This is a genomic window from Mucilaginibacter sp. Bleaf8, from assembly GCF_018390515.1.
Lineage (GTDB): Bacteria > Bacteroidota > Bacteroidia > Sphingobacteriales > Sphingobacteriaceae > Mucilaginibacter.
Window position 1 is genome coordinate 894,268 of record NZ_JAHBBK010000001.1, and the last position, 25,478, is coordinate 919,745.

Consider the following 25,478-nt stretch of genomic DNA (forward strand, 5'->3'; position numbering starts at 1 on the left):
ACCAACACTCACTACATTTTATGGAACAACCCGCAGGTAGTCAGCTTAATAAAAACCTGCTGATCTTACATTTTACAGTTTTTATATGGGGCTTTACAGGCATATTAGGCAAGCTTATTACTATTACTGCCGTTAACCTGGTTTGGTACCGGGTACTGATTGCTTTTTGCACGCTGTTTTTATACTTTAAGTTCAATAAAACGGCGTTTAAGATTAGCCGCAACAGTTTATTGAAGCTAATTTTTACCGGAGCCTTAGTGGGTGGGCACTGGATCTTATTCTTTCAGGCCATCAAAGTTTCAACCGTTTCGGTAACCTTGGTATGCCTTTCATCTATCACGCTTTTTACGGCAATTTTTGAACCCATCATTAACAAAAAGCCTATTTCTAAATTGGAGATACTGGCAGGCATATTTATCATTGCAGGCATTGTTTTGATCTTTAAATTTGAAACTCAGTACACTTTGGGGATCATTATGGGTTTATTAAGCGCCTGCTTTGCCAGTTTATTTTCTATAATCAACTCCAGACAGGTTAAAAAGCTTCAGCCTCCGGTAATAGCCTTTTATGAGTTAATTGGCGCATTCATATGGATATCCCTTTACATGCTTTTTTCGGGTGGATTCAACCAACTTTCCTTCCCAAAAAACACTGACATTGGCTACCTGATCATCTTAGGAACCATCTGTACCTCACTGGCTTATGTAGCAGGAGTATCAGTAATGCGCGAATTATCTGCTTTTAAGGTAGCCCTGATCACTAATTTGGAGCCTGTATACGGCATTATCATGGCATTTATGTTCTTTGGCGATATGCACACCATGAGCTTAGGTTTTTGGGGTGGAGCCATACTGATCCTGTCAACCATCTTTCTTTTCCCAGTTGCTCAGAAGCAAATAAGACAATATAAAAGCAATAGATAATACCCCATTAGGATAATAACCTCTTTTTACCTTCTAAAGAATACCGTATTTAGGCAGTTATACAGCCATTGAATACGGTATTTTTTTGTCCTTAACATTCTTAAGTAAACTTACAATAAGGACTCTTATCTAAATATTGATATCATTGAATGACCTGGCATCTGCAACGGTTGACATAAATTCAACACCTATTTAAATCTCAATATAACGCTACCACACCCCTTGTAAAATGAATTTAAATGCCTTCTAAGCGTATTTAAATTTTTCCGGATCCAATACACAATCAAGAGCCAAAGGTCGATTTCGATAAATTTGCAAATCTGCTTAGTGTTATACACAAACTTCTAAAATTTATTAATGATCACTATATAAAGCAAGGAAAACCAATTCACATCCACATTGAAAGCTACATAAACTGACATACAATAATCTGAATATTAGCTAATTAAAATAAACATATAAAATTTTGGTATACGTCAAATACAACTTACATGTTAAATAAAACTAATAAAATTAGTAAATAGGAATTTTTAATAAATTTTAATACTATAAATCTTTGTTTTTCAGAATAATAAATTGCTTTTATTAAAGTAAATTCTCTTTAATTAAAAATTTAGAATCATGCGGACATAGTGTAATGGTATGTGAGCAGAATTTTATAATAATTGTATATACATCTATCAATATAAATACCCACCCTACACTAAGATAAATCTGTTTGCACCTTGAATGAGTATATAAAAAGACAAGAAAGAATGATTGAATGAAGTGCAGATATAAATTGAATCGACTTTGGGCAACGCCAAAAAACCTGCATCTTAGTATCAGAAAAAATTAGAAATTTAAAGATGAGTTTTCGAACACTCGTATCCTTGGTAATTACTATCTGCCTTACTATCCTGATTGTACAGAATACGGATGAGGCTGTATTTACTATCTTTTTTGTACCGGTTAAATTAGCGAAGGTTGCAGTGCTGACTTCCGCTTCGGTTGGTGGATTTTTGGTAGGCGTGTTAGTGAGCCGCCCTAAAAGAAGAAAAAGCAATGATGAGAACTCTCCTATTAGTAATGTAGAAAACACAGACCCACGCAGGTCAGATACACTAAGTGATGAGGATAGGGAATATATTAGTTAAGCAACGACTTATAGATTATAATAAACCTGGTTACTTTTTTCGAGCAATGCCACATCCGGCTTTTCACTAAAAATACCAAAAACAGAAGCCCCGCTCCCGCTCATGCTTGCATACAATGCACCGGCATTATATAGTGCCGTTTTCACATCCGCTATAGCTGGGTGGTTTTGAAAAATATGTTGTTCAAAATCATTCTTAATATGATGCCGCCATTCTGTTATGGGCAGCTGTATCAAATCTTTTAAAGAGGCAGCAATGGGCTGTGGTTTAATGCCACCATAAGCTTCGGCGGTAGACACATGTACCGGCGGCATTACCAGCACCAGATGATAGGCGGACAGATTTAATTCAACGGGTTCGAACTTATCCCCTTTTTCAAACGCAAAGGTTGGTTTGTTATCAACAAAGAAAGCACAATCCGCACCCAGCTGCCGGGCATAGCCCATCATATCATCGCTGGTTAGTTCAAGATTAAATTGCTGGTTAACGAGCCTTATAAAGAAAGCAGCATCGGCCGATCCACCACCAAGGCCAGCGCCAATCGGGATATGTTTGTGCAAATGAATTTTTACCGGTGGTAAATCAAAATCCTTTTTTAATAATTGGTAAGCTTTCAGGCATAGGTTATGTTCACTACTTCCTGGTATGATGATACCCGATGATGTAAATTGCACCTCTCCGCTTTCAACCACCTCCAGGGCATCCTTTAACTGAATGGGATAAAATATTGTTTCCAGATTATGATAGCCGTCAGCACGACGCTCGGTTACATTTAACCCGATATTGATTTTAGCGTTAGGAAAGATAATCATAAAAAGTATTCAGTTTACCGAATTTTACACACATCAGTAGGAAACCAAAATTAGATTAATTTTCTTTGCAATTGCATGCATTTAAAAATGCGGCCTTTATTACCGGCTTGATACCATGAAACAATATCTTGACTTAATGCGCCACGTGTTAGAAAACGGCGCTCAAAAACACGATCGTACCGGCACTGGCACCATCAGCATATTTGGCCATCAGCTGCGTTTTAATTTACAGGAAGGCTTCCCGCTGGTTACCACAAAAAAACTGCACTTGAAATCCATTATTCATGAGCTTATCTGGTTTTTACAGGGCGATACCAACATTAAATACCTTAAAGATAACGGAGTGCGTATATGGGATGAGTGGGCAGATGCCGACGGCAACCTGGGGCCTGTATACGGTTACCAGTGGCGCTCCTGGCCTACGCCAGATGGCAGTCATATTGATCAGATCAGTCAGGTTGTAAACCAGCTTAAAACCAACCCCGATTCGCGCCGCATCATGGTTTCAGCCTGGAACGTGGCCGATGTTAATCAGATGGCCCTTCCACCCTGCCATACCATGTTCCAGTTTTATGTAGCGCCGCCGGACGTCACCAAAGGCGAAACACGCGGCAGGCTATCATGCCAGCTATACCAACGCAGTGCAGACATTTTTTTAGGTGTGCCATTTAACATTGCATCCTATGCTTTGCTTACTATGATGATGGCCCAGGTTTGCAACCTTGAGCCGGGAGAATTTATTCACACCTTCGGCGATGCGCATTTGTACAACAACCACATCGAGCAAGCTAACCTGCAACTAAGCCGCGAACCCCGCCCGCTGCCTGTCATGAAAATCAACCCGGATGTGAAAAACATCTTTGATTTTAAGTACGAAGATTTCACACTGGAAAATTACGACCCGTGGCCACATATTAAAGGTGTAGTAGCGGTGTAGTGATAATTTAATGTTTCGAACGATAGAATTTGATTCCATTAAAAGCCTCTATCGTTCGAAACAACATTCAGTCTGCTTATCAATTAACCATTAAACTACTTAACCTATGACCGTATCCATTATCGTAGCCACAGGCGAAAATAACGCTATTGGCAAAAACAACCAGCTACTTTGGCACCTGCCGGCTGATTTGAAGTTTTTTAAAGAAACCACCGCGGGCCATACCATCATTATGGGCCGCAAAACTTTTGATTCCATAGGCAAACCGCTGCCTAAACGGCGCAACATCATTGTAACCCGGCAGCCTATAAAAATTGAAGGATGCGAAGTGGTAAACTCGCTGGAGATGGGACTGGCCCTGTGCCAGAACGATGAAGAGGTTTTTATTGGTGGCGGCGCCGAAATCTACCAGCAGGCCCTTCCCCTAACTAACCGCATTTATCTTACCATAGTACATAAGGAATTTGATGCCGACACCTTTTTCCCGGAGCTAAACCCGGACGAATGGCAGGAAACCAGCCGGACAGATTCTGAACCCGACGACAAAAACCCGCTTCCCTATTCATTCATCATACTCGACCGCGGCAACAGGTAACGACTTTATTTTGTTTTAATTAAAATCTTATGGTTGCGAAATTTTATTAGATTTGCCGTCTTATTTTAAAATGCTTATAAACTAATTAATTTACATTTAGACTACCATGCAAGGTAAAGGGGTTATTAAATTTTTGGCTGTACTGCTGGCTTTGGTTTGCTTGTATCAGCTTTCGTTTACCTGGGTAACCAGGAGCGTTGAAGAAGATGCCAGAGCGTATGCAAAAGGCAACGCTGAAAAAGAAACAGCTTATCTGGATTCCATTTCTAACCAACCGGTGTACCCGGTGTTTAAACACAGCTACCAGTATTGTAAAGATCGCGAACTGGCCTTAGGTTTGGACTTGAAAGGCGGTATGAACGTAACTATGCAGATCTCGTTGAGCGAGCTGATCCGTTCACTGGCCAACAACAATCCAGATGCTACATTCAATCAGGCGCTGCACAATGCTGATGTAGTTGCACGCACCAGTCCGGACAATTACATTGACATTTTTATGCGGGAATACAAAAAGCTGAGCCCTAACGGCAAGCTTGCTCCTGTTTTCGCTACCCAGTCCAATCAAAGCCAACTGAAATTTGACGCCAGCAACAGCCAGGTTGAATCTTATTTAAGAAACCAGGCTAACACTGCGGTAGGCCAGTCATTCAACATCCTGCGCAACCGTATTGATAAGTTTGGCGTAGCCTCTCCTAACATTCAGTTACAAACCGGCACCAACCGCATTCTGATTGAGCTGCCAGGTGTATCTGAATCAAACAAAGAGCGTGTTCGTAAACTGTTGCAAGGTTCGGCCAAGCTGGAGTTTTACGCTACTTACGAGAACGGCGAAGTATATCAAATGTTAGGTAACATCAACGGCATCCTGGCTGCTAAAAACAAAACAGCTAAAAAAGACACCGCTGCACAAGCTACCGCTGCTAACGATACTACCAAATCAGCAGGTTCATTACTGAGCAAAGCTAAAACTGCCGGTAAAGATACCACCGGTTTAAAAGGCAAAGCACAAGCTGCTGAGCAAAACCCGTTATTTGCTGTACTTACTCCGGCGATTTATCAAGGCCAGAACGGTCAGGCGCAGTTAGTACCTGGTCCGGTTGTAGGCTCTGCATCTGTAAGTGATACTGCAAAAATCAACGCCATGCTGCGTACCGAAGAGGTTGCTGCCGTGTTGCCACAAAACCTAAGATTACTTTGGGGTTCTAAAGCAGACGAAAAAAATAAATCTATCCCACTGTATGCCATTAAACTTTCAGGTGCAGAGAATGGCCCTGTATTAAGCGGCGAAATGGTTACCGACGCGAAAAGCGATATGGACCAAACTCAAGGTGGCTGGGAAGTAAGCATGGAAATGAATTCTGACGGTGCTAAAACCTGGAGAAACGTTACCCGTGAGGCAGCTGGCAACCCTGGCGACGAAAACGATAACCGTGCTATCGCCATTGTGTTAGATGAAAACGTTGTATCTGCTCCGCGTGTAAGTAACGAGATTGCAGGTGGCCGTTCATCTATCAGCGGTAACTTTACCCAGGATGAAACCAAAGATTTGGCAAACGTTTTAAAAGCTGGTCGCTTACCTGCTCCTGCCCGCATTGTTGAAGAAGCCATTGTTGGCCCTTCATTAGGCCAGGAAGCAATTACTGCAGGTTTAACTTCATGTGCTGTTGGTTTAGCAGTTGTACTGGTGTTCATGGTGTTCTATTACAACCGTGCCGGTACCGTTGCTGACATCGCGGTATTTGTGAACGTTTTTTTCCTGATGGGCGTATTAACCAGTATCGGTGCAGTATTAACGCTGCCAGGTATTGCCGGTATCGTACTTACGGTAGGTATATCGGTAGATGCCAACGTACTGATTTATGAACGTGTACGTGAAGAATTGGCATTAGGCAAAACGCTGCGTTTGGCTATTGCCGATGGTTTCAAACACGCATTATCATCAATCCTCGATTCTCAGATCAGTACTTTCTTAACCGGTTTAATCCTGTTCCTGTTTGGTACTGGCCCTATCCAGGGTTTTGCTACCACGTTGATGATCGGTATTGCAACCTCCCTGTTCTGTTCACTGTTAATCTCAAGATTGATTTTTGAGTGGATGCTGGACAAAAACATGGAGATCAAATTCTCGAACCCATGGAGCTCTAACCTGTTCAAAAATTCAAACTTTGGTTTTGTTAAAAACCGCTTTAAGTTCTATGCCTTGTCAGGTATCTTCATCCTGGCTGGTATCGTATCTATGTTTACCCGCGGCTTTAGCTACGGTGTGGATTTCCAGGGCGGCCGTACCTACGTGGTTCGTTATGAAACTGCAGCCAGCACCGAGAATGTACGCGATGCTATCGATCAAACTTTAGGTAAAGGTAAATCAGAAGTTAAATCGTTCGGTGGCAAAAACCAGGTACGTATCACTACCAACTACATGATTGATGATAACTCATCAGCTGCTGATGATAAAGTTGAAGCGACTTTACGTTCAGGTTTGGCAAAAGTGTCTCCGCAATACAAAATCCTGAGTTCACAAAAGGTAGGTCCAACCATTGCTAATGATATTAAACAATCAGCAATCTGGACGGTAATCATTGCCATCATTGTTATTTCGGCATACATCCTTATCCGTTTCCGCAGATGGCAGTTCAGCTTAGGTGCAATGGTTGCTACCGCACACGATGCATTGCTGGTATTGTCGTTCTTCTCTTTGTTTAACGGCATATTACCATTCGCACTGGATATCGACCAAGCTTTCATCGCAGCTATCCTGACCGTTATTGGTTACTCAATTAACGATACCGTGGTTGTGTTTGACCGTATCCGTGAGTTCCTGCACTTACGCCACGCTAAAACCGACGATCCGGCTGTAGTGGTTAACGATGCAATCAACAGCACATTAAGCCGTACTATAATTACTGCATTAACTGTTGTATTTGTTTTGATTGTATTGTTTATCTTTGGCGGCGATGTAATCCGTGGTTTCTCGTTTGCCTTACTGGTAGGCGTATGCTTCGGTACTTACTCGTCAATCTGCGTAGCTACTCCTGTTATGTTAGATTTTGGCGGCAAGAAGCTTAATTAAGAATATATAAATTTTTACAAAAGGCTTCAAAGAACATTTGAAGCCTTTTTTGTTACTAACACAGACATCACTTCAACAAAAACTCATATAGTTATGGATGCACCCGTAAATTCCAAATTTCCAAAAATAGTAATCATAGGCGGAGGCTTTGGCGGTATAGAAGTTGCCAAAGGTCTGAAAGATGCAGAAGCAGAAGTTCTGTTACTCGACAGAAACAACTACCATATTTTTCAACCGCTGCTGTATCAGGTAGCAACCGGAACTTTAGAACCAGATACTGTATCCTACCCTTTACGCAAAATGTTTGCGGGCCAGAAAAACTTCGAGTTCAGAATGACCGAGGTTACAAAAGTTAGCCCGGAAACCAATACTATCGAAACTAATTTAGGCACCATTACATATGATTACCTAGTAATTGCTACCGGTGCCAATACCAACTACTTTGGTAATAAAGAGATTGAAGCCAACGCCATGCCGATGAAAAGCACCGTTGAAGCTTTAAACTTAAAATCAAGAATACTGCAAAGCCTGGAAGAAGCTACCTTAAGAACTACCCGCGAAGAGCGTGAGCCTTACCTGAACTTTGTATTCGCAGGTGCAGGCCCTACCGGTGTTGAGCTGGCTGGTGCTGTTGCCGAAATCAGAAATAAAGTATTACCAAGAGAATACCCGTCTTTAAACAAAGATGAGTTCAACATCTATTTGGTTGATATGATGCCAAGAGTACTACCTCCGTTGTCAGAGAAAGCTTCAAAGAAGGCACAGGAGCAATTAGAGAGCATGGGTGTACAGGTGATGACCGGCGTAAAAATAAACACCTTTAACGGCGACGAAATTAGCTTTGAAGGTGGTCGCGTGATCAGAACCAAAAACGTGATCTGGTCGGCCGGTGTGGCCGGTGTGGTACCTGATGGTATTGCCAGAGAATCGGTAGTTAGAGGTAACCGTATTCAGGTTGATAACATTGGCCGCGCTAAAGGTTATCAAAATGTTTTCGCGGTGGGCGACGTAGCTGCCGAGATTTCTGAGAAACTGGAAAGAGGCCATCCGATGGTAGGTGCAGTAGCATCGCAAGCAGGTAAACAATTAGGTAAAAACCTGGCGCGTATTATTAAAGGACAGCCTACCGAACCATTTAAATACTGGGATAAAGGCTCTATGGCCGTTATCGGTAAAAATAAAGCCGTAGCTGACATTGGCAGCTTTAAAACCGCAGGCTTTTTTGCCTGGGTAATGTGGATGGGTGTTCACATGCTGTTAATGGCCGGTTTCCGTAACAAGGTAGTTGCCTTTGTTAACTGGTTCGGCTCTTATTTTACATACAGCGGCGGCACTCGCTTAATTTTAACCAAACCAAAGAAAGATCCGGTACCGGTACCTACCGATTTGCCAAGAGCATAACGGTAAATCTCATAAAAACAAAAAGGCTTCTGCAACTAACGTTACAGAAGCCTTTTTCATTAAAAAAGTCTGCTTCTATTTTTTATAGATCATTTTAAAGTGTTTGATGCCCGCCTCTTCAAACTCAGGCCCGGTTGTTTCGAATCCCAGCTTGCTGTAAAGGCCCATCGCCTTTGTTTGGGCATGAAGGTACACGTAATCAGCATCTGCCGGCAAATCGCTTAAAACAGCCTTTACCAAGGCCTGCCCTACGCCAAGTCCTCTAAATGCTTTTAATACAGCAAAACGCTCCAGCTTATAGCCTTTCTCTGTTTTACGCCAGCGCGATGCACCGGCAGGCTCGCCATCAACAGTTGCTAAAAAGTGCTTTGATTCTTCTTCAAATTCCCATTCCAGCTCAGGCGGGCAATCCTGCTCTACCACAAACACCTCTTTCCTGATAGCAAATACCTGCTCCAGATCAGCCGGCGCTGTTACTTTCCTTACTTCTATTTTTTTTTGACTCATTGATTTTTATAGTTGTATGCTTAGTTCGTTCCGATTTATTTTCGTGATTCAGGTCTGCAGCATCAATGGTATGGGTACAGCCCAGGTTATCCTCGCTTTTTGCAAGTTGCGATAAGCGCACATAAAACTGGTGTATCTGCTCCAATTCCTTTTCGCTTAAGTCTTCGATATTCACCATACGGTTACTTGCTCCCTCATGTGCTGCAATCAGCTCATTTAGCTTCAGATGCACTGCTTTTGAATCCTTGTTTTGTGATTTCTGAATCAAAAATACCATCAAAAAGGTAATTATGGTAGTACCTGTATTGATAACCAGCTGCCAGGTTTCAGAATATTTAAATACCGGACCGGTTACAGCCCATACAATTACCACCAGTGCTGCTAAGATGAAGGCTGCTGAACTGCCGGTGGCATTGGTAGCCCAGTTGGCAAAACGTTCAAAAATTCCGCTGTTTTTCTTCGACATATCTATCAGTTTTAGCTATAATAAAAAAAGCGCCTATACACAAGGTATTGGCGCTTTTAAATATATCAAAAAAGATAAGGATTAAAGCTTGCTGTGTACGTCAAGGCAATTTAAGTCCTCAAAAGCAGCAGTTAAGCGTTTAACAAAAGTTTCTTCGCCTTTACGCAGCCATACACGTGGATCGTAATATTTTTTGTTTGGAGAATCCTCACCTTCAGGGTTACCGATCTGGCTTTGCAGATAACCTTCTTTTGATTGATAGTAATCTTTAATGCCTTCCCAGAATGCCCACTGCATATCGGTATCAATATTCATTTTGATGGCACCGTATGAGATAGCCTCGCGAATTTCTTCCTGGCTTGATCCAGAACCACCGTGGAATACGAAGTTGATCGGTTTCTCAGCTTGCAGGCTGTATTTTTGTTTGATGAACTCCTGAGAGTTGTGCAGAATAACCGGTTGTAATTTTACGTTACCCGGTTTGTATACGCCGTGTACGTTACCGAAAGCAGCAGCTACAGTAAAACGATGGCTAACAGCTGATAAGTGCTCATAAGCATAAGCAACTTCTTCTGGCTGGGTATATAAGCGTGAGCTATCCACGTCGCTGTTATCAACGCCGTCTTCTTCACCGCCGGTTACGCCTAATTCAATTTCAAGCGTCATGCCCATTTTTTCCATACGGGCTAAGTACTGAGCAGATATTTCGATATTCTCTTCAATTGGCTCTTCAGATAAATCGAGCATGTGTGATGAGAATAATGGTTTACCAGTTTCGGCAAAATGTTTTTCGCCGTGCTCAAGCAGGCCGTCAATCCATGGTAACAATTTTTTAGCAGCATGGTCGGTATGTAAAATTACCGCTATACCATAATGCTCAGCCAGCAGGTGCACGTGTTTAGCTGCTGATACAGCACCTAAAATGCAGGCTTGCAGTTTAGAGTTATCCAGTGTTTTACCGGCATAAAACTGCGCACCACCGTTTGATAACTGAATAATAACCGGCGAATTAACCGCTTTAGCCGTTTCCATAACAGCGTTTATGGAGTTAGTACCAATAACGTTTACCGCTGGCAAAGCAAACTGATGCTTTTTAGCAGCCTCAAACAGCTCCTGCACTTGTTCGCCGTGCAGTACGCCTTTATAGTTTTTTATTTCCATGAGCAATTAAAATTTCGGGGCTAATGTATGAAAAATATACTTTATACGATAAACCGTTGTGCTTATTCTGGTTACTTAGCCTAATGCGACCAAAATAGACTAACAAATTATCTATTCGGTAAGCAAACAATTAATTGAATTAATTTTTTTGTTTCTTTGCACCTGATTATACAAGAAAGTATTTAGTAATGGCGTGGTTTAAAAGAGAATCAAAAGGGATAACTACAAGTACGGAAGATAAAAAGGAAGCCCCCGATGGCTTGTGGAATAAATGCCCGAACTGTAAAAGACCTTTACATTATACCGAGCAGGTTGAAAATCAGTATGTATGTCATTACTGCGGTTACCACCTGCGTATCGGCTCTAAGGAATATTTTTCTATCCTGTTTGATAACAACGAGTTCACCGAGCTGTTCACCAACCTGCGCTCGGATGACCCGCTGGAGTTTATTGACACCAAAAAATACAGTGACCGACTGAGAGAAACCCAAGCTAAAACCGGCCTCAAAGATGCCATCCGTGCAGCACACGGCACTGTTGACGGCATGCCTTTAATGGTGGCCTGTATGGACTTTAACTTTATTGGTGGTTCAATGGGTTCTGTTGTAGGCGAAAAAATTGCCCGCTCAATCGATTATAGCATCCAAAACAAAGTACCATTCCTGATGATTTCCAAATCGGGCGGTGCGCGTATGATGGAAGCTGCTTTCTCTTTAATGCAGATGGCTAAAACATCAGCTAAATTAGCGCTGCTGGGCCAGGCAGGCGTTCCTTATATATCTTTACTTACCGACCCTACTACTGGTGGTGTAACGGCCTCGTATGCTATGCTGGGCGATATCAACATTGCAGAGCCGGGTGCATTGATCGGCTTTGCTGGTCCGCGTGTAATTAAGGAAACCATTAAGAAAGATTTGCCTAAAGGATTTCAAACTGCTGAGTTTTTACAGGAGCACGGCTTTTTAGATTTTATTGTTGATCGTCGTGAAATGAAGGAAAAATTAGGGTCATTCTTAAAAATGATGGCTAATTAATATATCTCGAAGCTATTTAAAACGCTCTGCGCCTTTGGTTCAGAGCGTTTTTTGTTTCTGCATATATCTTGAAAATAAATAATTCCATTAGGCGAAAGTTATTCAACTCAAAGTAAAACAGCATATTACCAACAAGTGTTAATCAATAAACTTCTCCTATGAAAAACACTAAAACCGCTGTTATAACCGTAACACTGTTTCTTTTTATTTATACGGCTTTATTTAGTACTGGCTTATCAGTTACTATATTGTCGTACATGTTTTTGGCATCGCCGTTTTTACTGATTTGGATGGTTTATACCGTTTTGAAAGACGATTATAAATACCCGGAACTGGCTGAAGGCGATGAGTGGGGCTACCGGGACAAAGCCAAGGATACGTTAGGGATGTTTTAACCAAACACAAAATTTGCCTTAACAAAAAAGCCACATCTTTGGATGTGGCTTTTTCAATTAAATACTGATCAAATAAAGAAAACTTAAATGTTTTCGGTACCTGGCTCATGGCCCAGCATACGACCTGTGGTACGGCCATGCGGGCGGCTGGTAAAGTCGGTTTCGGCACGACCTACAGAAGGCATTTCATGCGGTGTAGGTGGCGTTACGTCTATCTGCTCGCTGAAGTTACCTTCATCGTCACGACCAGCGGGCGGCACTTCGTCTTCGTTAGGATATCTTAAATCCTCATTGTCTGCCTCTCCCTGCTCAGGAATTTCGTTAGGCTCGTCGTCGTTATCGTAGCTTTCCGGAATACCTGTTGACGGATCGGTGTCAGCTTCGCCGGTGATGCGGTCGTAATTTTCATCGTCCTCATCATCCAGATCATCTTCGTCCAGATCCTCATCATAATCCGGTACTATATCGTCGTCTGCATCCAGGTCATCATCCTCTAAATCCAGATCGTCATCTTCTTCTAAATCCTCCTCATCATCAGGATCAGGAGCTTCGGCCCTTGATATCCTGGTATGATTCAATTCGTCTTCTCTTGTTAATATGTCCTGTTCCGTAGTCCAGGGCTCCTGATTAAATGCTAACATAGGTTCCTCGTTTTAATTAATAGTATAACCTATGCGGCAAAAGCTTTGTTTTCAAAAATTCTGATAAAAACCAGCCGGAAGCATTTATAAAGACGTAATTAGTGCTTAATTAACTGCTGCTTTAAGCATTTACCATCACAATATCCCGAATCTTTGCAACCGTATAATCCACCTCTTCGCGTGTGTTATATTTGGAGAAAGAAAAGCGCACAGCCGGCCTGTCGGGATTTGCACCAATACCAGTTAACACGTGTGAACCAATGTTGGTACCCGAACTACAGGCGCTGCCGCCCGAAGCGGATATACCTGCAATATCCAGATTAAACAACAGCATATCGCTCATGTCCATTTCAGGGAAAGAAACATTCAGTACTGTATATAAGCTCTTTTCGGGCGCTATTTCACCATTAAACTGCACGCCGGGTATCTGGCGCAGTTCATTAATCATATGCGTTTTAAGGCCTTGTATATGCGCCTGATGTTGTGGCATTTCTGCGTAAGCAATTTCAATTGCTTTGGCCAGCCCTACAATACCGTAAATATTTTCGGTACCGCCACGCATATTGCGCTCCTGTGAACCACCGTAAATCATTGGATTGATTTTTACCCGATGATTGATATGTAAAAAGCCCACGCCTTTTGGTCCGTGCAGTTTGTGACCGGCGCATACCATAAAATGCAGTTTCAGTTTGCTCAGGTCGTGCGCATAATGCCCTACGGTTTGCACCGTATCACAATGAAACAAGGCGTTGTATGCTTCGCAAAGTTCGCCTACTCTTTCGATATCGGTTAACGTGCCAATTTCGTTATTAGCGTGCATTAACGATACCAGGCTGCGCTCGTTTTGCTGCAATAGCTGCTCCAGGTGGTCATAGTTAACGTTACCCTTGTTATCTACCTCAACAAAGCTCAGTTTAATATACCCGGCCTTTTCCATAGCCTCAAGCGTGTGCACTACAGCATGGTGCTCTAAGCGGCTGGTGATAGCATGTTTTAGCCCGTGATCGATAATACCACAACGGATAGCCGTATTGTCAGCCTCGGTGCCGCCTGATGTAAAAAATATTTCGGCAGGCGATGTATGCAACAAATTGGCTATGGTTTTGCGTGCTTTTTCAACCAAAGACCTGGCTTCGCGACCATGCGCATGAATGGATGAGGGATTGCCGTACTGGCTTTCCATTACCTGCACCATTTGCTTCATCACTTCCGGATCAAGCGGGGTGGTTGCTGCATTATCTAAATATACACGGGTCATAATATATACTGGTTTAGTGTTTATTTATAGTTTATGGCTCTTTTCCAAGAGTTCACGAATATCAGTGTTTACAGATTTAAAATTTCCTTAATGTCGGCAATGATCTTATTAGCCAGGTTATTTGCGACAGTTTCCGAATCACCTTCTGAATAGATACGGATAATAGGCTCTGTATTAGAACGACGCAGGTGCACCCATTGCTTATCAAACTCTATTTTGAGGCCGTCAATAGTGCTATGCGGCTGTTTTTGGTACTTCTTCTCTACCTCCAGCAGCAAGCGGTCTATATCCATTTCGGGCGTTAAGGTGATTTTATTTTTAGATATAAAATAGTTGGGATAGGTGCTGCGCAGTACCGATACCGATTTGCCAAACTTAGCCAAATGCGTTAAAAACAAAGCTATACCCACCAGCGCATCACGGCCGTAGTGCAGTTCAGGGTAAATTACCCCACCATTGCCCTCGCCACCTATTACGGCATTTACCTCTTTCATTTTGGTTACCACGTTTACCTCGCCCACCGCTGCGGCATGATACTCGCCACCGGCTTTCTCGGTAACATCGCGCAGGGCACGGGTTGATGATAAATTGGACACGGTATTGCCCTTATTGTGCTTTAAAACATAATCAGCAACAGCTACCAGGGTATACTCCTCACCGAACATATTGCCGTCTTCGCATACAAAGCACAAACGGTCAACATCCGGGTCTACGGCAATGCCCAGGTCGGCATTTTGAAACAATACTTGTTTGGATAGCTCGCCCAAGTTTTCAGGCAGCGGCTCAGGGTTATGGGCAAAGTGACCATCCGGCTCGCAGTATAACTCGTGAATAACTTTGACACCCAATGCTTTCAGCAGGGCAGGCACATATATACCGCCTGTAGAGTTAACCGCATCTAAAACTATTTTAAAATTCGCGTTAGCAATGGCTTCTTTATCTACCAATGGTAAAGCCATTACCTGGTCTATATGCTTCTGCAGGTAGCTATCATCAACGGTTACCTTACCCAGGTGATTTACATCGGCATAATTAAAATCGTTATTATCGGCAATTTCCAAAACTTCCTTACCGTCGGCATCGCTGATGAATTCGCCGGTAGCATTCAGTAATTTCAGGGCGTTCCATTGCTTTGGATTGTGGCTGGCCGTTAATATAATACCACCTGCAGCCTGCTCCAAGGGAACGGCAATTTCAACAGTTGGCGTAGTAGAAAGGCCCAGATCAATTACATCAATACCTAAACCTTGTAGGGTACCTACAACCAGGCGATTCACCATATCGCCCGATAGGCGTGCATCACGGCCAATCACCATTTTGCTGATACCTGTTTTTTTCACCGCCCAGGCACCAAACGCCGAAGTAAACTTAACTACATCTAACGGTGTTAAGCCCTCGCCGGTTGCACCGCCAATTGTACCACGTATTCCTGATATTGATTTGATTAATGTCAAAGCTTAAAATTTTAGTCACCAAAAATACATATTCTTGCCGGATACTTTTGTAATGGGCATGTTGTTTTCGGGCCAAGCTGAATATGGCTATATTTGCGCCCACTTATTGTCTCGCTTGTGTGAGTGGCAATGACTAACCAGCTGCTAAAAGCAAGTAGTAGCAAATGGTTTATTTTTTATTTGCACCCAAACTAATGCCCGATTACTTACTTCAGCTAGACCGCACCTGGTTTTACTTTGTTAACCATACGCTAACCAACCCGGTTTTTGATGGGGTAATGCCGTGGTTCCGTAATCCTTTGTTTTGGATACCCCTTTACGTATTCATTATCGTATTTAGCATTTGGCGTTACCGGACCAAAGGTATATGGCTTATTATGCTGTTGCTACTTACCGTTGGCGTTGCCGACTTTGTTAGTGCAAGCATCATCAAAAAAATGGCAAAGCGCGACAGGCCCTGCCGCGACGCGGCGTTGACGGCTACCGTTACCAGCCGTGTACCCTGCGGCACAGGTTACAGTTTTCCATCCACCCACGCAAGCGATCACTTTGCCATGTCAATATTTTTGAGCCTGGTGTACTACCGCAAATGCCGGTGGGTATGGCTATGGGCGATACTCTGGGCTGCGTTGGTATGCTTTGCCCAGGTTTATGTAGGTGTACACTATCCTATTGATGTATTGAGCGGCGCGGCATTCGGCGCACTTACCGGAACACTGTTTGCCTATTTATTTAAAAGACTTCAACCTGATTTTTAATGTACTGGAAACTTATATTGCTATTTTTAAGTGCCTTTATTGGTGGTGCGGCTGTTTTTTGGTTTAAAGGAAGTAACCACAAACGGTTAAAGCTGGTATTATCTTTTAGCGGCGCTTATCTGTTCAGCATCACGGTACTGCACCTTATACCTGATGCCTATCATGGAGCCGACCACTGGGTGGGCGTTTTCATCCTCATTGGCTTTATCTTCCAGATTGTGCTTGAGCAATTCTCGGACGGTATCGAACATGGACACATGCATGCTCATGAGCACGAAAAAGCCACCTTTCCGCTTGGCATTATGGTGAGCCTGTGCCTGCACGGCTTTTTGGAGGGTATGCCTCTGGCGCAAGGTTATCAAACCGAACTGGTGTTTGGCATTGCGCTGCACCATATACCTGCGGCGTTTGCGCTGGGTACGGTACTACTGGCCAATCATCAATCCAAAAACAAAACCCTGCTTTTTATTGCCCTGTTTGCCGTGATGGCCCCTACCGGTTACTTTTTTAGCAATGCATTAAGCAATGGCGGTATTGGCAACCTACAGCACTACTTTAACCGTATTATGGGCGTGGTGATCGGTATATTTTTACATATTTCGACTACCATTCTGTTCGAGGCTGGCCCTGATCATACTTTTAACCGCCGAAAGCTCATAGCCGTATTGCTGGGCGTTGGTGTAGCTTTAGGCACCTTTATGGGTGAGGTATTATAAAGGCTATCTTTCATCTTGAAAGCAAAAAGCATCCGTTGAGTACGGATGCTTTTTGCTTTTAGTTCACTTTGGATAAACGCCGTACTGCCAGTGCATCTCCTTGTCTTATTTCGACGGAATAAATCCCAAGCGGCATCCCGGAAAGGTCGATATACTCAGAAAAATCGCCCGGTTGTTTTGTAGCGCTAAGCTGCTTGTACACACGGCCCGAGGTGGAGTCGGATACACGGATATTAACCGTACCGCTCAGATTATTGTTAAATGTTACCGTAGTTGATTGCAATGCCGGATTAGGATAAACCTTCAGCGTACTATCAATAATACCGTTACGATTAGTTATAAGCTTATTTAAGCTATCGGTTTGCAGATTTAAGGAACTAACAGCAACTGAATCACCTGCCTGCGTTAACGAAGGTATCACAAATAGTGGCGTTTCAGTCACCGTAAGTTCCAGCTGGCCATCAGTTAACTTAAGCTTTTTAACATCCATGTTATCGCTGCCAATTTTAGGCGTATAAATACTGGCCGAATCTGCACCACCCAAATCAAGCGTATACTTTGCGGTACGGCCTTTTTCATCGGGCACCAACAGCGCGTAAGCCGGTCTTCCGTTGTATTCATAACAGTCTACAATCGGGTCTGCATTCAACGTCTGTTTATAAACATATCTGCCTAAAATTTTTTGTGTTTGATAAAGGTAATCGGCAGCGGGCTTACGGGTACGGTCGGGGTTAATTAAACCCGATGAGCCAAACTGTATCGGGCTGGCAGCATTGTCGTCATAAGCCTGATAAAAGAAAATGCGATCCACACCAACGCGGGCATATAGCAGTGCCGATCGCAATATCCAGTCGGCCTGCGTTTGTAAAGTTGTTTTATCTCCTATCGGGATAGCTTTGTAAATGCTGCCCTGATTTACATCGTACCCTAATTCAGTTACCCAAACCGGCATATCGCCAACATACTGATGTGCGGTTTCCAAAAAATTTTGCGCTACCTGACCAGCCTCAGACACCTCAGGTGCTACGCCACGGGTTGAATATCCGTTCTGTGTAGAATGCGCATCATTTGAATACAGGTGGTAATTAATTACATCCCAACAAAGGTTTACGCTGCCATCCGGCTTATAACCGCGGTGCTGTATGCACCAGTCAACCATAGCGCGCACATAATCGGTATTTGGAGATGCCAGTCCGGCCATAACCACCTTCATATCCGGGTCGGCGTTCTTTACACCTACGCCGGGGCCCATGGTATTCAAATGCCCGTCGTAAAAAGCAGATAAATTGGCGGCATACTCATAAGCAGTTTGATAGGCCTTGCGGCCCTTCCACCATTTATCGCGCTCATTATCGCACTCTATGTATTGGATTAGCCCCATGCCTCTTTTCACAACGTTAACGTCATCATGCGTCCAGCGTTGTTTAGGATTAACGCTCACCAAGGTGCTATCAACACCGGTATTAGAACCATAGCGCGCAACGTACTGAAAAGCTACCCTGGCCTGCTCCATGTATGATTTTGGATCGGTGAAATCCTTCCCATAACGTACCGGTACGTTTTCCGAATCGCGCATATCCTCGGGGTAGGTGACCAGCATCCAGTCGGGTAAGGTTTTTAAATCGGCCAGCACTTCTATGCCTTCAGCTTTACAGCGCTGGTATATAGCATCATAATTCCAGCCGCCGCTATGCACCGGACTAAAAGTATAACTGCCCTGCTGTGATTCCAGCTTTTGCCAATCCATGTAATGGCGCACCTGGGTAAAGGTTTTCATAGCTTTAAGCCGAGACTCATCGATTTGCATAGGGTTTACGCCGTCCTCAAAATCCCACTCAAAGGCATTAACACCAAAGTAATTACTAAATGGGATATCGCGCTTAACCGGCGAACTTGCCAATACTGGTGCCGGCTGATAAGTACCATAAAGCTCCATTTCGGTTGGGAACTGGTACCAGCAGTTAAGTACCAGGAACTTGATATCGGTAAGCGTGCTATCCAGCTTGTATTGTGCTTCGCTGGTAAGGTGCCGGTCGGGATACGGGCCTACCCAGCCATTATACTGATCGCCTATAAAAGTGGCTACTTTAACTTTTTTACCGCTGTTGGTAATCGCATAGAGGGTAACCGGATAATCGCCCAGCATACCAGCACCATCAAAAAACTTGATTTTTGATAGCGTTACTTTTTCGCCTGCATTGATTGGGTAATAAGCCTCATAGTTATTAAAAATCTTACCGTGTGAGGTACGTACCGGCACATCAATTATACCGTCAAACAGGTCCTCCAACGCATCATTATCGCTATTGATCTGGTACCAACGTTTGGTTTCGATAGGTATTTTAACCAGCTTGGCTGTGTCAACAGATGCATTCGTAACCAGTGGTACGGATGGCGTAGTTGGCGATGTTGCCGAGCCTTGCCCCGGATAACCGTAAACAAAAACTTTTTGCGGTATATTATTGCTGTATTTATGAATAATAATGGCATCTGCATCCATGGGCTGCGGCAGGTTCAGGTCCTGAAACGTCATGTATCCCGGACCGGTAAAGGTGCCTACCAAGGTTTTTTGCGTACCGTTTTGTATGTATATTTCGGCGGGCTTATCGGTAAACACGCCGGTATAATCGTAAAACGATAAACGGTTAACGGTGCTGTGCTGCTGCAGTTGCAGCGTAACATCCACGTATTTAAAATTATTTTCCCAAGCCTCGGCAACCAGGCTATCGGTATTATCATTAAGCCATGGTGAATAGTCTTGCCCGGTGTTTTCGCTTGGTATGGCCGATACGATCTTTATACGCTGCTCCGTTTGTGCAAAGGCAGGCGATGATATAACCATGGCGCACAAAAAGCTCAATATCATACCATACACAAATACGTAAGTGTTGTAAAAGTTTTTAAGCATATTGCTGTTTTATAGTTCCTGTTGTTGCACTTATCTCAAAACGGCAGCTGCTTTTTCAAAAGAGGATGTATTACAACTTTTACGCATAATTAAACTTTATGTTACGGCTTACTTATTAAGCAATAAACTTTTTAGCGCACAAAATAAACCTGCCTGCTGTATGTTTGTAGTGTTGATAAGAAATATGGGCGTACATACTCTAATTAAATTCAAGCCGCTGGCGTTACTCATCAGTTTGCTGATCACACTGGGCATAGGCATTACGGCATCGCTGGTTACACGGCCACAAATACCGTCATGGTATCCTACCCTGCATAAGCCAAGCTTTAGCCCGCCCAACTGGTTGTTTGCACCGGTATGGACTACGATTTACATTTTAATTGCTATTGCAGCCTATATGGTTTGGCAGCGCAGGCAGCAAGCACCCGTATACCATACAACCCGCTGGGTTTACATTGTACAACTGGTGCTTAACTTTTCATGGTCGATTGTGTTCTTCGGCATGCATCAGGTTTTAGGCGCTTTGGTTGTGATTGGCTTGTTGTGGCTCAGCATTGTGGCCAATATTTACTTGTTCGGTAAATTTAGCCGCACGGCTGCATGGCTGCTGGTGCCTTATTTATTATGGGTAAGCTTTGCCTCGATGCTAAATCTGTATATTTACCTGTTGAATTAAGCAATAATCTGTCCTTATCTTTTTATAAACGTTATGATTAAAAAAATACTTTTCTTAGTGACTATATGCCTGCTTAGCGCTTTTGCCTCCTTTGCAGATACCATCAGTATTAACCATTTTGTGATTAAGGAGAATCCGTTTGCCCAGCATGAGGTTGCCATTGTGGCTACCGATACCGCCGGTACTATTCAGGAGAGTGTAAACGGCCGCTTCAACTTCACCATCAACGGGTTTGAAAACGAGCTTAGCTTCCAGAACGGTACGGCATTTTACCGGCATAAGGTTGATAAATCAGCCTTTATGTACATAAAGCACAAAAACGAAAGCGGCACGCACTCCATGCTCTACTACATTTATAAACACGGCGAAAAACTAAGTCCCTGGAAAATAAGCGTGATTTGGCTCGTAGCCATCCCACTTATTTTGGTATTTATTGCCTACCTGTTTAAGCGTTTTATTGTAATTGCAGCCATTGTGCTTATTCTGTTCCTATACTTTAACCACCACAATGGCTTAAGCATTCCTACCTTCTTTGAAAGTATTTTTGATGGATTGAAGGGAGCCGTTGGCTGGTGAGTATCTGAGGGATTCCGCTCATTGCTGTGGATAGCTACTTACTTTTTCTTGATTAAAAGTAACCAAAGGCTTTTATGTTGGCTGAGATTGCAGAAGCCAGGCTTTTTATTTATGCTATGACAAAAGAGATCCCCTGCGGCATTGAGAATAAGTTTGTATTATTAAAAGGAGTTAGAAAGCTTACATTCGAGCAACTTGATCTCTCACTCAAAACCTATTTCAACTCCCCTAATAACCCTTCCAAATCCAACCTGCGGGTATACATTGTGAAATCTCCGCTTTCATCTGTTGGCCAGTCGGTTCTTGGGCGGTCCCAGTAAAGTTCTACGCCGTTACGGTCAGGGTCGTCCAGATAAATAGCCTCCGATACGCCGTGGTCTGAAGCGCCGGTGATATGCGGGTACTGAGCGTCTACCAAACGTTTAAATATGGCAGCCAGGTCTTTACGCTCCGGATATAAAATTGCAGTATGATATAAGCCAGGTGCACGCTCAGGTGCCGGGGCCGAACCTTTGCTGTGCCAGGTATTTAAGCCAATGTGATGATGGTAACCACCTGCCGATATAAATGCAGCCTGATCGCCATACTTCATCATCAGTTCAAAGCCTAATAAGCCGCAATAAAAGTCGAGCGATTGTTGCAAGTCACTTACCTTAAGGTGCACATGCCCTATGCGGGTCTGCGCGGGTATCTGGTAGTCAGCCATATCAATTATATGTTTAAACACCAAATTTAACAGAAACATCTATTACCTTTGCAGTATGATTGTAAAATCTGCTGAATTTATTTGTAGTAATACCCAAATATCAAAACTACCGCCACCCGAGAAGCCGGAGTACGCTTTTATTGGCCGTTCAAACGTGGGCAAATCTTCACTGATCAATATGTTGGTGAATAAAAAAGGCTTGGCTAAAACGTCGCAAACACCCGGTAAAACACAATTAATTAATCATTTTTTAATTAATGACGATTGGTACCTGGTGGATTTGCCCGGTTACGGTTACGCCCGTATTTCCAAAAGTAAAAAAGAAGACTGGGATAAATTTATCCGTACTTACCTGGATAAGCGCGAAAGCCTGCAATGCGTACTGGTTTTAGTTGACAGCCGGCTGGAACCACAAAAAATTGACCTTGATTTTTGCAATTGGCTTGGCGAAAAGGGTTTGCCGTTTGTATTGGTATTTACTAAAGCCGATAAGCAATCGGGACTTAAAACAGATCAGAACATTGCTAAATTCAAAAAAGCCTTATTAGCCTGGTTTGAGGAAGTACCACAATGCTTTGTTACATCATCCGATAATAAACTGGGCCGTGATGAAGTGTTGGGTTTTATTGATAGCGTGAACAAGAACTTTGTTAAATAATTAAATGAAAAAATACTTTTCGTTAGTTACTTTTTCGCACACCATTTTTGCTATGCCGTTTGCTATTATCGGCTTCTTTTTAGCCATAACTACCACCGAGCATACCTTTGAATGGCCTAAACTGGTGATGATGCTGCTTTGTATGGTGTTTGCCCGTAACTCCGCCATGGCCTTTAACCGCTACCTGGACCGTGATATTGATGCACTAAATCCACGCACTAAGGTACGCGATATACCCGCTGGGCGTATATCGGCCAACGCAGCGCTTACTTTTACTATTATCAATTGCCTGCTGTTTGTAGTAACCACCTGGTTCATCAATGTGCTATGCTTTTACTTGGCGCCGGTAGCTTTGCTGGTAGTTTTGGGTTATAGCGCTACCAAAAGGTTTACATTTTTATGCCATATGGTATTAGGTTTAGGTTTATCGCTAGCTCCTATTGGTGCTTATTTAGTAGTAACCGGCGAATTTGCCAAGCTGCCCGTATTTTTCTCCTTATCGGTTTTATGCTGGGTGAGCGGGTTTGATATTATTTATGCCTTGCAGGACGAAGATTTTGACCGCGAACAGAAATTACACTCCATACCCAGCCGCATGGGCAAAGTAAACGCACTTAACCTATCCAGCTTTTTGCACGTTTTATCGGCTGTGTTTATCATTATACCAGCAATTATTACTCCTGTTGGCATCCCGTATTATATTGGCATTGCCGTGTTTTGCACCATGCTCATCTACCAGCACCGTTTGGTGAAACCCAACGATTTAAGCCGGGTGAACTTTGCCTTTATGACCACTAACGGCATTGCCAGTGTAGTGTTTGCCGTACTATTTCTGCTGGACAGGATTTGGATCAGGTAATAGCTTAATACCCTTTAAACCCTTCTTTAAGCGTAATTACATCTGAATTTCAATTTACGCAAATTCATTTGGTTTATCATTTGCACATACGCACATTTGCATAGCTGCATTATTTGCAAATGATAAACCATGATAAAAGAAAAAGACCGTAAATACATTCCGACCGAGCTGGAAATAAAATGGGAAAACCTGGAGCCTCTTTACCAGGAACTACAAAACCGCCCGATTAGTTCTGTAGCCGAACTTGAGCAATGGCTGCGCGACCGCAGCGAGCTGGAAGCCGCCCTGGAAGAGGATTTTGCCTGGCGCTACATCCGCATGACCTGCGATACCGCGAATGAAGAACTGCTGCAAAAGTTCCAGTACTTCGCTACCGAAATTGAGCCCAAAATAGCCCCTTACAACAACGAACTTAACAAAAAGCTGGTAAGCAGCGAATATGTTGACCAAATGGATAAGGACAAGTATTTTGTGTACCTGCGCAGCGTTAAAAAGTCGCTGGAGCTTTTCCGTGAAGAAAACATCCCTATCCAGACCGAGATACAGGTAGAGCAGCAAAAGTACCAGTCGATTACCGGAGCAATGTCTGTACACATCAGCGATAAAGAATTTACTTTAGAGCAAGCTGCCGCCATTTTAAAAGATACCGACCGCAGCAAACGCCAGGAAGCCTGGGAAAAGATAACCGGTCGGCGCCTGCAAGATAAAAAGCAACTCGATGAGCTGTTTGACCTGCTGATGGTATTGCGCCACAAAGTAGCACTGAACGCTAAATTTGAAAACTTCAGAGATTATATGTTCCAGGCGCTGGGCCGGTTTGATTATACGCCGCAGGATTGCTATAATTTCCACGAAGCTATTGAAACCGAGGTAGTGCCCATCCTGCGTGAGCAAGCTGAGAAACGCCGTGAAGCTTTAGCTTTGGATGCACTAAAGCCTTGGGATATGGATGTGGATATTACCGGCAAACCAGCATTAAAGCCTTTTCAGAATGGTGACGATCTGATTGATAAATCAATCCAGTGCTTTCACAAAATAAGCCCCTACTTAGGCGAGCGGTTGGAAATAATGAAAGCCAATGGCTTGTTTGATGTGGAAAGCCGTAAAGGTAAAGCCCCCGGTGGCTACAACTATCCGTTAGCCGAAACCGGCGCACCGTTCATTTTCATGAACTCGGCCAATACATTCCGCGACCTGACCACTATGGTACATGAAGGCGGCCACGCCGTGCATACCTTCCTGACTGCCGATTTGGAGCTTAACGATTTTAAACACTGCCCAAGCGAAGTGGCCGAGTTGGCATCCATGTCGATGGAACTGATATCGATGGATAACTGGGATGTATATTTTACCGACCCGGAAGAATTAAAACGCGCCAAACGCGATCAGTTGATCGACGTACTGAAAACCCTGCCCTGGGTAGCGGTGGTAGACCAGTTTCAGCACTGGCTTTACACCAACCCCGACCATACCGATGCCCAGCGTACCGACGCCTGGAAGCAGATTTATGAACGCTTTGGCGCAGGCTTTATTGACTGGAACGGCCTGGAAGAAGCAGAAGTAAACCTATGGCAGAAACAGCTCCATATCTTCGAGGTGCCATTCTATTATATTGAGTACGGCATGGCTCAGCTGGGCGCGATAGCAGTATGGAAAAATTACAAGGAGAACCCGGAGAAAGGCATACAACAATACCTGGATGCACTGAAACTGGGCTACACCAAAACCATTAAGGAAATTTACGAAACCGCCGGAATCCAGTTCGATTTCAGCGCCAGCTATGTTAAAGAACTGGCCGAATTTGTAAAGAGCGAGATGGATAAGTTGTAAG

24 protein-coding genes are annotated in these 25,478 nt (G+C 43.4%); 15 read left to right on the top strand and 9 right to left on the bottom strand.

The features are described from left to right. Window positions 1-20: 20 nt before the first annotated feature. On the top strand, window positions 21-923 hold the full coding sequence (locus KHS38_RS03980; RefSeq protein WP_213487217.1) for a DMT family transporter: 903 nt from the start codon (window positions 21-23) through the stop codon (window positions 921-923). An 848-nt stretch (window positions 924-1,771) separates the two neighbouring features. Then, window positions 1,772-2,059 carry a LapA family protein gene (locus KHS38_RS03985; protein WP_213487218.1) on the top strand — a complete coding sequence of 96 codons (288 nt, stop codon included), beginning with the start codon at window positions 1,772-1,774 and terminating at the stop codon, window positions 2,057-2,059. A gap of 8 nt (window positions 2,060-2,067) precedes the next feature. Here the strand turns inward: KHS38_RS03985 and ispE are convergent, their stop codons facing one another. After that, on the bottom strand, window positions 2,068-2,871 hold the full coding sequence (gene ispE / locus KHS38_RS03990; protein ID WP_213487219.1) for a 4-(cytidine 5'-diphospho)-2-C-methyl-D-erythritol kinase: 804 nt from the start codon (window positions 2,869-2,871) through the stop codon (window positions 2,068-2,070). A 115-nt stretch (window positions 2,872-2,986) separates the two neighbouring features. Here ispE and KHS38_RS03995 point away from each other — a divergent pair, with 115 nt between their 5' ends. The 4 genes from KHS38_RS03995 to KHS38_RS04010 all read left to right on the top strand — a co-directional run bounded on the left by KHS38_RS03995 (window position 2,987) and on the right by KHS38_RS04010 (window position 8,874). Next, complete coding sequence (locus tag KHS38_RS03995; RefSeq protein ID WP_213487220.1) at window positions 2,987-3,808, top strand: thymidylate synthase; 822 nt, start codon at window positions 2,987-2,989, stop codon at window positions 3,806-3,808. A gap of 106 nt (window positions 3,809-3,914) precedes the next feature. Further along, complete coding sequence (locus KHS38_RS04000; RefSeq protein WP_213487221.1) at window positions 3,915-4,403, top strand: dihydrofolate reductase; 489 nt, start codon at window positions 3,915-3,917, stop codon at window positions 4,401-4,403. A 106-nt stretch (window positions 4,404-4,509) separates the two neighbouring features. Beyond that, on the top strand, window positions 4,510-7,473 hold the full coding sequence (gene secDF / locus KHS38_RS04005; RefSeq protein ID WP_213487222.1) for a protein translocase subunit SecDF: 2,964 nt from the start codon (window positions 4,510-4,512) through the stop codon (window positions 7,471-7,473). Between the two features lie 93 nt (window positions 7,474-7,566). Then, a complete protein-coding gene (locus tag KHS38_RS04010; protein WP_213487223.1) occupies window positions 7,567-8,874 on the top strand; it encodes an NAD(P)/FAD-dependent oxidoreductase in 1,308 nt (435 codons plus the stop codon). Between the two features lie 75 nt (window positions 8,875-8,949). Here KHS38_RS04010 and KHS38_RS04015 read toward each other — a convergent pair whose 3' ends face one another. The 3 genes from KHS38_RS04015 to fbaA all read right to left on the bottom strand — a co-directional run bounded on the left by KHS38_RS04015 (window position 8,950) and on the right by fbaA (window position 11,008). Beyond that, complete coding sequence (locus KHS38_RS04015; protein WP_213487224.1) at window positions 8,950-9,381, bottom strand: GNAT family N-acetyltransferase; 432 nt, start codon at window positions 9,379-9,381, stop codon at window positions 8,950-8,952. After that, complete coding sequence (locus KHS38_RS04020; protein ID WP_213487225.1) at window positions 9,335-9,847, bottom strand: low affinity iron permease family protein; 513 nt, start codon at window positions 9,845-9,847, stop codon at window positions 9,335-9,337. The genes KHS38_RS04015 and KHS38_RS04020 overlap by 47 nt, the downstream gene beginning before the upstream one ends. Before the next feature lie 81 nt (window positions 9,848-9,928). After that, a complete protein-coding gene (fbaA, locus tag KHS38_RS04025; RefSeq protein WP_213487226.1) occupies window positions 9,929-11,008 on the bottom strand; it encodes a class II fructose-bisphosphate aldolase in 1,080 nt (359 codons plus the stop codon). A 188-nt stretch (window positions 11,009-11,196) separates the two neighbouring features. Between fbaA and accD the strand changes: the two genes are divergently transcribed. Beyond that, the gene (gene accD / locus KHS38_RS04030) at window positions 11,197-12,042 is read left to right on the top strand and encodes an acetyl-CoA carboxylase, carboxyltransferase subunit beta (protein ID WP_213487227.1); all 846 of its coding nucleotides are present in this window, start codon (window positions 11,197-11,199) and stop codon (window positions 12,040-12,042) included. Between the two features lie 158 nt (window positions 12,043-12,200). Continuing rightward, a complete protein-coding gene (locus tag KHS38_RS04035; protein WP_213487228.1) occupies window positions 12,201-12,437 on the top strand; it encodes a hypothetical protein in 237 nt (78 codons plus the stop codon). Window positions 12,438-12,520: 83 nt separating this feature from the next. On the opposite strand, the gene KHS38_RS04040 is transcribed toward KHS38_RS04035, so the two are convergent. The 3 genes from KHS38_RS04040 to glmM all read right to left on the bottom strand — a co-directional run bounded on the left by KHS38_RS04040 (window position 12,521) and on the right by glmM (window position 15,790). Then, window positions 12,521-13,078 carry a hypothetical protein gene (locus KHS38_RS04040; RefSeq protein WP_213487229.1) on the bottom strand — a complete coding sequence of 186 codons (558 nt, stop codon included), beginning with the start codon at window positions 13,076-13,078 and terminating at the stop codon, window positions 12,521-12,523. A 121-nt stretch (window positions 13,079-13,199) separates the two neighbouring features. Beyond that, the gene (locus tag KHS38_RS04045; RefSeq protein ID WP_213487230.1) at window positions 13,200-14,336 is read right to left on the bottom strand and encodes a cysteine desulfurase family protein; all 1,137 of its coding nucleotides are present in this window, start codon (window positions 14,334-14,336) and stop codon (window positions 13,200-13,202) included. A 68-nt stretch (window positions 14,337-14,404) separates the two neighbouring features. Continuing rightward, window positions 14,405-15,790: a phosphoglucosamine mutase gene (gene glmM, locus KHS38_RS04050; protein WP_213487231.1), complete on the bottom strand. Its 1,386-nt coding sequence runs from the start codon at window positions 15,788-15,790 to the stop codon at window positions 14,405-14,407. Between the two features lie 194 nt (window positions 15,791-15,984). Between glmM and KHS38_RS04055 the strand changes: the two genes are divergently transcribed. Beyond that, a complete protein-coding gene (locus KHS38_RS04055) occupies window positions 15,985-16,548 on the top strand; it encodes a phosphatase PAP2 family protein (protein ID WP_213487232.1) in 564 nt (187 codons plus the stop codon). Further along, window positions 16,548-17,264, top strand: coding sequence for a ZIP family metal transporter (locus KHS38_RS04060; RefSeq protein WP_213487233.1), 717 nt, complete (start codon window positions 16,548-16,550; stop codon window positions 17,262-17,264). Before KHS38_RS04055 ends, KHS38_RS04060 begins: the two co-directional genes overlap by 1 nt. A gap of 58 nt (window positions 17,265-17,322) precedes the next feature. Here the strand turns inward: KHS38_RS04060 and KHS38_RS04065 are convergent, their stop codons facing one another. Continuing rightward, complete coding sequence (locus tag KHS38_RS04065) at window positions 17,323-20,172, bottom strand: T9SS type A sorting domain-containing protein (protein ID WP_213487234.1); 2,850 nt, start codon at window positions 20,170-20,172, stop codon at window positions 17,323-17,325. Between the two features lie 184 nt (window positions 20,173-20,356). Between KHS38_RS04065 and KHS38_RS04070 the strand changes: the two genes are divergently transcribed. Together KHS38_RS04070 and KHS38_RS04075 are read left to right on the top strand one after the other, a co-directional pair. Beyond that, a complete protein-coding gene (locus KHS38_RS04070; protein WP_213487235.1) occupies window positions 20,357-20,848 on the top strand; it encodes a TspO/MBR family protein in 492 nt (163 codons plus the stop codon). 33 nt (window positions 20,849-20,881) lie between these two features. Further along, window positions 20,882-21,424, top strand: coding sequence for a hypothetical protein (locus KHS38_RS04075; protein ID WP_213487236.1), 543 nt, complete (start codon window positions 20,882-20,884; stop codon window positions 21,422-21,424). 214 nt (window positions 21,425-21,638) lie between these two features. On the opposite strand, the gene KHS38_RS04080 is transcribed toward KHS38_RS04075, so the two are convergent. Continuing rightward, window positions 21,639-22,130, bottom strand: coding sequence for a VOC family protein (locus KHS38_RS04080; RefSeq protein ID WP_213487237.1), 492 nt, complete (start codon window positions 22,128-22,130; stop codon window positions 21,639-21,641). 55 nt (window positions 22,131-22,185) lie between these two features. Between KHS38_RS04080 and yihA the strand changes: the two genes are divergently transcribed. The 3 genes from yihA (at window position 22,186) to KHS38_RS04095 (ending at window position 25,477) form a co-directional block, all read left to right on the top strand. Next, window positions 22,186-22,788 (top strand): ribosome biogenesis GTP-binding protein YihA/YsxC, encoded by a 603-nt coding sequence (yihA, locus tag KHS38_RS04085; RefSeq protein WP_213487238.1) that lies wholly within the window; start codon window positions 22,186-22,188, stop codon window positions 22,786-22,788. A 4-nt stretch (window positions 22,789-22,792) separates the two neighbouring features. Next, a complete protein-coding gene (locus KHS38_RS04090) occupies window positions 22,793-23,647 on the top strand; it encodes a UbiA-like polyprenyltransferase (RefSeq protein WP_213487239.1) in 855 nt (284 codons plus the stop codon). A gap of 129 nt (window positions 23,648-23,776) precedes the next feature. Next, window positions 23,777-25,477: a M3 family oligoendopeptidase gene (locus tag KHS38_RS04095; protein ID WP_213487240.1), complete on the top strand. Its 1,701-nt coding sequence runs from the start codon at window positions 23,777-23,779 to the stop codon at window positions 25,475-25,477. Window position 25,478: the final 1 nt, after the last annotated feature.

What these genes read in the sequence shown, in the direction of transcription:
- KHS38_RS03980 (WP_213487217.1), top strand. Translation starts at nt 21, where the DNA reads ATGGAACAACCCGCAGGTAGTCAGCTTAATAAAAACCTGCTGATCTTA.
- KHS38_RS03985 (WP_213487218.1), top strand. Translation starts at nt 1,772, where the DNA reads ATGAGTTTTCGAACACTCGTATCCTTGGTAATTACTATCTGCCTTACT.
- ispE (WP_213487219.1), bottom strand. Translation starts at nt 2,871, where the DNA reads ATGATTATCTTTCCTAACGCTAAAATCAATATCGGGTTAAATGTAACC.
- KHS38_RS03995 (WP_213487220.1), top strand. Translation starts at nt 2,987, where the DNA reads ATGAAACAATATCTTGACTTAATGCGCCACGTGTTAGAAAACGGCGCT.
- KHS38_RS04000 (WP_213487221.1), top strand. Translation starts at nt 3,915, where the DNA reads ATGACCGTATCCATTATCGTAGCCACAGGCGAAAATAACGCTATTGGC.
- secDF (WP_213487222.1), top strand. Translation starts at nt 4,510, where the DNA reads ATGCAAGGTAAAGGGGTTATTAAATTTTTGGCTGTACTGCTGGCTTTG.
- KHS38_RS04010 (WP_213487223.1), top strand. Translation starts at nt 7,567, where the DNA reads ATGGATGCACCCGTAAATTCCAAATTTCCAAAAATAGTAATCATAGGC.
- KHS38_RS04015 (WP_213487224.1), bottom strand. Translation starts at nt 9,381, where the DNA reads ATGAGTCAAAAAAAAATAGAAGTAAGGAAAGTAACAGCGCCGGCTGAT.
- KHS38_RS04020 (WP_213487225.1), bottom strand. Translation starts at nt 9,847, where the DNA reads ATGTCGAAGAAAAACAGCGGAATTTTTGAACGTTTTGCCAACTGGGCT.
- fbaA (WP_213487226.1), bottom strand. Translation starts at nt 11,008, where the DNA reads ATGGAAATAAAAAACTATAAAGGCGTACTGCACGGCGAACAAGTGCAG.
- accD (WP_213487227.1), top strand. Translation starts at nt 11,197, where the DNA reads ATGGCGTGGTTTAAAAGAGAATCAAAAGGGATAACTACAAGTACGGAA.
- KHS38_RS04035 (WP_213487228.1), top strand. Translation starts at nt 12,201, where the DNA reads ATGAAAAACACTAAAACCGCTGTTATAACCGTAACACTGTTTCTTTTT.
- KHS38_RS04040 (WP_213487229.1), bottom strand. Translation starts at nt 13,078, where the DNA reads ATGTTAGCATTTAATCAGGAGCCCTGGACTACGGAACAGGACATATTA.
- KHS38_RS04045 (WP_213487230.1), bottom strand. Translation starts at nt 14,336, where the DNA reads ATGACCCGTGTATATTTAGATAATGCAGCAACCACCCCGCTTGATCCG.
- KHS38_RS04055 (WP_213487232.1), top strand. Translation starts at nt 15,985, where the DNA reads ATGCCCGATTACTTACTTCAGCTAGACCGCACCTGGTTTTACTTTGTT.
- KHS38_RS04060 (WP_213487233.1), top strand. Translation starts at nt 16,548, where the DNA reads ATGTACTGGAAACTTATATTGCTATTTTTAAGTGCCTTTATTGGTGGT.
- KHS38_RS04065 (WP_213487234.1), bottom strand. Translation starts at nt 20,172, where the DNA reads ATGCTTAAAAACTTTTACAACACTTACGTATTTGTGTATGGTATGATA.
- KHS38_RS04070 (WP_213487235.1), top strand. Translation starts at nt 20,357, where the DNA reads ATGGGCGTACATACTCTAATTAAATTCAAGCCGCTGGCGTTACTCATC.
- KHS38_RS04075 (WP_213487236.1), top strand. Translation starts at nt 20,882, where the DNA reads ATGATTAAAAAAATACTTTTCTTAGTGACTATATGCCTGCTTAGCGCT.
- KHS38_RS04080 (WP_213487237.1), bottom strand. Translation starts at nt 22,130, where the DNA reads ATGGCTGACTACCAGATACCCGCGCAGACCCGCATAGGGCATGTGCAC.
- yihA (WP_213487238.1), top strand. Translation starts at nt 22,186, where the DNA reads ATGATTGTAAAATCTGCTGAATTTATTTGTAGTAATACCCAAATATCA.
- KHS38_RS04090 (WP_213487239.1), top strand. Translation starts at nt 22,793, where the DNA reads ATGAAAAAATACTTTTCGTTAGTTACTTTTTCGCACACCATTTTTGCT.
- KHS38_RS04095 (WP_213487240.1), top strand. Translation starts at nt 23,777, where the DNA reads ATGATAAAAGAAAAAGACCGTAAATACATTCCGACCGAGCTGGAAATA.